4 protein-coding genes, 2 tRNA genes and 1 pseudogene are annotated in these 7,279 nt (G+C 43.0%); 5 read left to right on the forward strand and 2 right to left on the reverse strand.

The features are described 5' to 3' along the window. The first annotated feature begins 593 nt into the window (after nucleotides 1-593). From AAEY99_RS19965 to AAEY99_RS19985, 5 genes and pseudogenes are all read left to right on the forward strand, one after another. Nucleotides 594-1,751, forward strand: coding sequence for an iron-containing alcohol dehydrogenase (locus AAEY99_RS19965; RefSeq protein ID WP_335692379.1), 1,158 nt, complete (start codon nucleotides 594-596; stop codon nucleotides 1,749-1,751). Between the two features lie 12 nt (nucleotides 1,752-1,763). Further along, nucleotides 1,764-2,798: an NADPH-dependent curcumin/dihydrocurcumin reductase gene (curA, locus tag AAEY99_RS19970; RefSeq protein WP_101088262.1), complete on the forward strand. Its 1,035-nt coding sequence runs from the start codon at nucleotides 1,764-1,766 to the stop codon at nucleotides 2,796-2,798. 130 nt (nucleotides 2,799-2,928) lie between these two features. Beyond that, nucleotides 2,929-4,311 carry an NAD-dependent succinate-semialdehyde dehydrogenase gene (locus AAEY99_RS19975; RefSeq protein ID WP_101088263.1) on the forward strand — a complete coding sequence of 461 codons (1,383 nt, stop codon included), beginning with the start codon at nucleotides 2,929-2,931 and terminating at the stop codon, nucleotides 4,309-4,311. 565 nt (nucleotides 4,312-4,876) lie between these two features. Beyond that, nucleotides 4,877-5,176 (forward strand): annotated as a pseudogene (locus AAEY99_RS19980) (substrate-binding domain-containing protein); the annotation flags it as partial. Between the two features lie 323 nt (nucleotides 5,177-5,499). Then, a complete protein-coding gene (locus tag AAEY99_RS19985; protein ID WP_101088265.1) occupies nucleotides 5,500-6,216 on the forward strand; it encodes an NUDIX hydrolase in 717 nt (238 codons plus the stop codon). 861 nt (nucleotides 6,217-7,077) lie between these two features. Here AAEY99_RS19985 and AAEY99_RS19990 read toward each other — a convergent pair. After that, nucleotides 7,078-7,154: transfer RNA gene (locus AAEY99_RS19990), tRNA-Val, on the reverse strand. A gap of 48 nt (nucleotides 7,155-7,202) precedes the next feature. Beyond that, a tRNA-Val gene (locus AAEY99_RS19995) sits at nucleotides 7,203-7,279 on the reverse strand.

Consider the following 7,279-nt stretch of genomic DNA (forward strand, 5'->3'; position numbering starts at 1 on the left):
TAGTATTGTTAAAAGGATGTACTCAATTACATCATTTTAGTCTGAACTGTTTACAATTATTAAGATTTATTGGTCTAATTGGAAAGGCTAACATTGGTATGTTAGTGTAACTAAACAGTAAAATATAATTTGGTTTATTTAAAGCACCGCACTAACAGTGATTTTAATCATCTGGTTTTAATATGGTTAGCGTCATGCTGAAAATATATTTTAATATTATATCTAAATATAAATATCTTAAATCAGAGATAATAACGAGTTTTATATTTAAATATCGTATTGACATATTCAAGTGGTTACTTTAGGTGGTTTACTCATTTAATTATAGTTGGCCATTTAGTAAAGAATAACAATGTAGATATCAAGCAAGTGAATATGATCAACGCATTTTATTCCATCTAGGCAATTGCCATGAACGGCAAAATAGCGATGTTGGCGATGCTGTTAAGTCTCTTTTTTATCGCCGCAGTTACAAGTTGTCGCAGTATATGTGTTCATCAGGTCTGCCTATATTCGAATACTAGACACAGAAAAATCGACGTATGTCAGCATAAACGTACGCCTTCACATTGAAACAGAAGGAAACATAGAATATGAACAACTTTGACTTTCACAACCCGACAAAAATTCTCTTTGGTAAAGGCCGAATCGAAGACCTTAACGATCATATTCCAGTAGATGCAAAAGTATTGATTATCTATGGCGGTGGTAGCGCGGAACGAACCGGTGTATTAGGGCAAGTGAGAACAGCACTTACTGGTCGCACATTGGTCGAGTTTGGTGGCATAGAACCAAATCCTCGTTATGCAACGACCCTTAATGCCGTCAAAGTAATTGCTGATAACAACATCACCTTTTTGCTAGCCGTGGGTGGCGGATCTGTCATTGATGCGACTAAATTTATCGCGATGGCGGCGCTTTATGCTGGTGACCCCTGGGAGATCCTTACTGCCGGCACGGCAAAAGTGACCGCGGCGATGCCGTTCGGAACGGTGCTAACATTGCCTGCAACAGGATCTGAAATGAACAATGGTGGGGTGATAACCAACCCGGAGAAGATAGCCAAGCTTCCTTTTAGAAGTCCGCATTGCTACCCAATTTTTTCGGTCCTCGATCCTGAACTTACCTATACGCTGCCTGCGCGTCAGATTGCCAATGGCGCTGCAGATGCCTTTGTCCATATTATCGAGCAGTATCTAACTTACCCCAGTGGCGCACACGTGCAGGATGGTTTTGCCGAGTCTCTGCTACGCACCATTATTGAGCTTGGCCCTAAAGCGCTAAAGACACCAGAAGATTATGACATTCGTGCAAGTCTGATGTGGACAGCCACACTGGCTTTGAATGGCTTAATCGGTGCCGGAGTGCCACAAGATTGGGCTTCTCACATGATCGGACATGAGATTACTGCGCTCAATGATACAGACCACGCCCGTACTCTTGCTGTCGTGTTACCGTCACTATTGAATGATCAGCGTGGCCACAAGCACGAAAAATTACTCCAATATGCTAGTAATGTCTGGGGCATCACCGAAGGCACAGATGCTGTGCGAATTGACGCTGCAATAGACGCCACGCGTGCGTTTTTCGAGCAATTAGGGATCAAGACTCGATTGAGCGACTACGGTATTGCCGCAGCAGAAATTGAACTTATTGTTCGCGCCTTGGAGGAACATGGCATGACAGCCCTTGGCGAACACAAAGACATCACCCCAACTGATGTCCGTCGCATTCTTGAAGCGTCACTTTAAAGGAGATTGAATATGACACAAACAAACACAACTAATCGACAATGGGTTCTTGCAGAACGTCCTAAAGGCGAACCTACGCTAGACACGTTAACTTTGATTGAGACCGCAATCCCTGTTGCTAACGACAAACAAATGCTACTGCGGACTGAATTCCTTTCGCTCGACCCCTATATGCGCGGGCGGATGAGCGATGCACCATCTTATGCAGACCCTGTCGAAATAGGCGCGGTGATGATAGGCGGTACTGTGTCTCAAGTTGTTGATTCCAATATCGATGGCTTTGCTCCAGGCGACTTTGTGCTTAGTTTTAATGGTTGGCAAGACTATGCTGTTTCCGATGGCACCGGGCTCACTAACCTCGGTAAGTCTTCGACCCATCTTTCATGGGCGCTTGGTATTTTAGGCATGCCTGGCTTTACTGCTTGGGCTGGCCTGAAGCATATTGGTGCCCCTAAAGCTGGCGAGACCATTGTTGTGGCAGCTGCGACCGGCCCGGTCGGGGCCACTGTTGGCCAAATCGGCAAGCTGCTGGGCTGTCGTGTGGTTGGAATTGCAGGCGGCGCGGAAAAATGTGCCTATGCAGTAGATGAGTTAGGCTTTGACGCGTGCATCGACCATAAGGTTGCTGACTTTGCAGACCAACTTGCCAAGGTGAACTCAAACGGCATCGATGTCTATTTTGAAAGTGTCGGTGGTAAGGTCCTTGATGCCGTCATCCCGCTATTAAATCCGAACGCTCGGATCCCACTTTGTGGGCTGGTGTCACAATATAACGCAACCGAATTGCCAGAAGGGCCAGATAGAATGAACTGGCTGATGGGTCAGATCCTGCGTAAGAAAATTAAGCTGCAAGGTTTTATTATTTTTGATGACTTTGGCCATCTGTATCCCGACTTCGCCGCCGAGATGACTGGTTGGGTTAAAAGCGGCAAGATTAAATACCGAGAAGAGATTATCACAGGGCTCGAAAATGCTCCTCATGCATTTATAGGCCTTCTTAATGGCGAAAACTTCGGCAAACGTACAATCCATGTTGGTCAAAAGTAACAGGTCAATATTTTACCATCTTGATGGTTCTGACTTCGCCCTCGGGCGATAGCTTTTGCAAAACAACACCGGGGGCCGGTTGTTAAATACCCGTCTCCTGTTGGTACATTACCCAAAAAAGGTAAATATTATGACATATGAAACACGCAATCCTTACACTGGTGATCTTCTGGTAACGTTCCCAGATGCAAGCGACTCAGAGGTAAAGCAAGCAATTGAAAATGCGCATGATGCTTTTTTACTTTGGAAAAATACTGGGTTTACTGATCGTGCGCGCATAATGCACGCCGCCGCCGAATTATTACGCCGTGACGTTGATTATTATGCCAATCTGCTCACCATTGAGATGGGTAAACTTATATCCGAAGCCAAAGCAGAAATAGCGTTGTCAGCAGATATCTTCGACTACTATGCAAATAATGCACAGAAATTGCTGGCTCCACAAAAGCTACCGGTTGCCGACGCTGATGCGGAAATTTTGTGTGAGCCGCTGGGTGTATTATTGGCGATTGAACCATGGAACTTTCCTTTCTATCAGGTGGTTCGTATCGCTGCACCACAAATATCTGCTGGTAATACACTGTTGCTCAAGCATGCGTCTAACGTTCCGCAGGCCGCGGCTGCATTCGAAAAATTAATGCTCGATGCTGGTTTACCTCAAGGTGTGTTCAAAAATCTATACGCTACAAGGTCGCAGATAGAAACGATCATTAACGATCCGCGCGTTCAGGGCGTAGCATTAACAGGGTCGGAAAGGGCCGGTGCAGTCGTTGCGGCCCAGGCAGGCAAGGCATTAAAGAAATCGACTCTTGAACTTGGCGGTGCTGATGCATTAGTTGTTCTAGCCGATGCAGATATGCAGAAAACAATTAACTGGGCGGTTCTAGGACGACATTGGAATGGTGGTCAGGTCTGTGTGTCATCAAAACGAATGATCATTGTGGATGAGGTGTATGATCGGTTCCTTGAAGGATATATTGGTGGTACTGCGAATCTCAAAGCGGGTGATCCGTTCGAGCCAAGCACAACGCTAGCGCCACTTTCATCTAGGGCGGCAGCCGATGAAATCAAGGATAAGATTCGCCAGGCGATTTCTTACGGGGCTACCGCAACTGAGGTTGGGCCAATTGTCCCTGATTCAGGCAATTTTGTTCAGCCGACCATTTTGACTGACATTGCAGAAGACAACCCCGCACGTTATTGGGAATTCTTCGGTCCTGTTTCTATGATGTTTCGCGCCAAAGATGAAGATGACGCGGTCCATATAGCCAATGATTCACCGTTCGGTCTGGGCGGTTCGGTATTTACTGCCAACCCAATCCATGGTGCAGAAGTGGCGAAACGAATATCCACAGGTATGGTCTTCGTCAATCACCCGACAATGGCTAAGGCGGATTTACCATTCGGTGGTGTTAAACGTTCAGGTTACGGCCGCGAGCTAGTCGGTCTCGGCATCAAGGAGTTTGTTAACCACAAACTTATCGCCATTGTTGACATCGACGCTCCGTTCTAGCGCTAATTGCCAATCCGATGTCTAGTCGGATTGGCTTATCCAGTAAGGACATAAATCGGTAAATAGTGAGTTGTTTAGCGATATCAACATAAACACTTCTAAGCATGCAAAAATATCAAAATAGTTAACTCATTTTGCTAGCGACCTTTAGTTAACTTTGCAACGTTTAGCGCCCTCGGCAATTAATTTTCGTTAAATAACTTAGCCAATCAAGCAACACTGTCGACTATCACCACATCATCGGAGCCAGTAACCGAGACTAAAAGTCTTAATGCAAAACATATCCCCAATTCAGTACTGGCCAGCCTTGTTTGCGAAAACTGAATAAGCCTCCAATTGTCCTTATTTCAAGCACTTCTAAAGCGCTAGCATCAGCATGACACCGTCTTTTCATCATGAGAGATGAGGCTAACATTAACAAATCATCCACACGTCATCATCGTATGTGTCATCATCGTATGTGTCATTGATTATGTGTTATTGATTATGTGAATTTGTTCAAATCTAGAAATCGATTAGTGTTATTTGAAATTAAAAGATATAACTTTTTCGTCACGATAAACCCAGTGCTATTTTTGCAGCTAACGATGATATGGCTGCTGCGGTGATGTCTATTGCACAAAGCCAGGGGATTAATGTGCCAAATGATTTATCGGTTGTTGGCTTTGATGATACAACCCTCGCAACGGTCGTGTGGCCAAACATTACCACGGTAAGACAGCCTATTGATGAAATGGCAACGTTAGCTGTCAGCTTATTTACCTCAAATAAAAACAAAGACTTTTCAGGACTAAAAAACAGTCAGTTGCGTCATATTCTCGAATTTGAAATTATTCAAAGAGAGTCGAGTAAATCAATTGTCTAGCAATGACCTATTCTACGGATGATGAAGTGTTTGTTTACGAAAAATACAAATACAATCAATAATTTAAGCAGGTTAATTTGTGGTGATCGTTGATAAAACGCATCTAAGCCACAACGATGATAAGTATTGTTGTAATATTGTGCATTGGTGATGTGCAGTAGAAATTGATTTTGTTTCATGCATTTACAATTATGTTTTTGGTGAGTAAAGTGATTATCAACGTCTGTTGAATATGACTTTTTTACTACTACACAGTTGTTCAACGGCAATCTCCAGAGTGTGTATGTACAACCAAGCTCGCTATATTAAATTGGATCTTACCTGTGAATTTTATAAACGAAGTTATTGATGAAGAAACCATCCCTGCTGATTGTATTAGTAACTTAACCGTTGATAATCTTATTTTTACCCTTCATGACAGCAAACTTAAAGTCTTATTGATTAAATACAATAAATGCCTAGCAACCAATAAATGGGGCTTAGTCGGTCACTGGGTTCGCAGTGACGAAAACCTCGAGACTGCGGCATCGCGAGTTGTAAAAAACACAGCCGGGGTCGAAAACTTATATTTAGACCAACTAGGTGCCTTCGGTGATGTTGACCGTTACCCAGCCAGACGAATTATTACCATTGCGTTTTATTCGTTGGTCCGCTTTGACGAAACCAATTTATCGCATGGTCCAAATGCCATAGAATGTGAATGGTTTGATGTAAGACAAGTCCCTAAACTGATGTTTGACCATGATAATATTTTGGCCAGTTGCCTTAATCACTTAAAATACAAAGTCAGACATGAACCGATCGGTTTTAGTTTGTTACCTGAAAAATTTACCTTATTACAACTACAAGATTTATATGAATCTATTCTCGGTGTGACATTAGACAAACCCAATTTTCGCCGAAAAATATTAAAGATGAATTTATTAATTGACTGTAATGAGAAGCAACGTAATGTTGCCCACAGAGCAGCGTCATTGTATCGATTTGATGTGCATGTTTATGAAAAACTGACTCAATTTGGTTTTACGTTCGAATATTAATATTCCCTAATCTCAGATGCATCTGCAGAGCAGCAAAATCAAGTATGGTATCAACATATCTATCAACCATTACAAAATGACCCACTAATAAAAGATGCCCACAAAGCATTACTCCTATGGCGTGACAGTATGACTGTGTCATTGGTTACTGGGCTGTTACTGGTAATTGGAGGGGTAAATGTACCTTGGGTCGCAAAAATATTTGATCACTATTCTCTAAGCGTTCCCTTCTGTTTTGCCTTTGCCTGCGGACTTGCTGCGAATAATTGCGGTAAAAGAATGGTGACTAATACGGTTACCATTTGCTACGGCACTAAATTTCACAATCTAAATAGAAAACCGCAGGTGTTCAAATTAACCAAATAGTAGAGTTAAGTCGCTTGCCCTGAGTTGGCGGATCAGAGCTGTGGTTGAAAAGAACAAGCCATTTTGAAAAAGTACATTTATCTACTTGGTGTACATCAGGTGTTAATTGAAAGTACGTCAACTGGCTTGTGTGACTGTAAATTATTCATCGTGCCAGTAATGGAAGTTGTAGTTGTCATTCATTTCAGGTTCAAAAATCACTTGTGCCAACATGTTTGGCACGAGGTTAATGCGATTTGGCGCAGATAAATTTTTACGTAGAGAATTTGGTAATAAAAAAAGGTTTTTAAAACGAGGAGTTACTGCAAGAAATGGTACACCCGAGTGGACTTCGCTTTACCACATGAATACCGACCCCTACCGCCGCCGTTAACTAAGAGAGGGTAGTGCTCTAACCAGCTGAGCTATGGGTTTATTAGCTTGTGAATATTAACTATTAATTTTAGACACAAAAAAACCAGCTTTCGCTGGCCGTATTCTCTTGTATAAGAGAATTGGTACACCCGAGTGGACTCGAACCACCGACCCCTACCATGTCAAGGTAGTGCTCTAACCAGCTGAGCTACGGGTGTATTGTTTACTTTTATTACAATTCCAATGTTTAGACTCTTTGAAAAGAGTGGTACACCCGAGTGGACTCGAACCACCGACCCCTACCATGTCAAGGTAGTGCTCTAACCAGCTGAGCTACGGGTGT

This window comes from Shewanella sp. S1-58-MNA-CIBAN-0166 (assembly GCF_040310085.1).
In the GTDB taxonomy this organism is placed as follows: Bacteria; Pseudomonadota; Gammaproteobacteria; order Enterobacterales; family Shewanellaceae; genus Shewanella.

Excerpts from the sequence above, each read along its gene's own strand:
- curA (WP_101088262.1), top strand. The coding sequence starts at position 1,764 with ATGACACAAACAAACACAACTAATCGACAATGGGTTCTTGCAGAACGT.
- AAEY99_RS19965 (WP_335692379.1), top strand. The coding sequence starts at position 594 with ATGAACAACTTTGACTTTCACAACCCGACAAAAATTCTCTTTGGTAAA.
- AAEY99_RS19975 (WP_101088263.1), top strand. The coding sequence starts at position 2,929 with ATGACATATGAAACACGCAATCCTTACACTGGTGATCTTCTGGTAACG.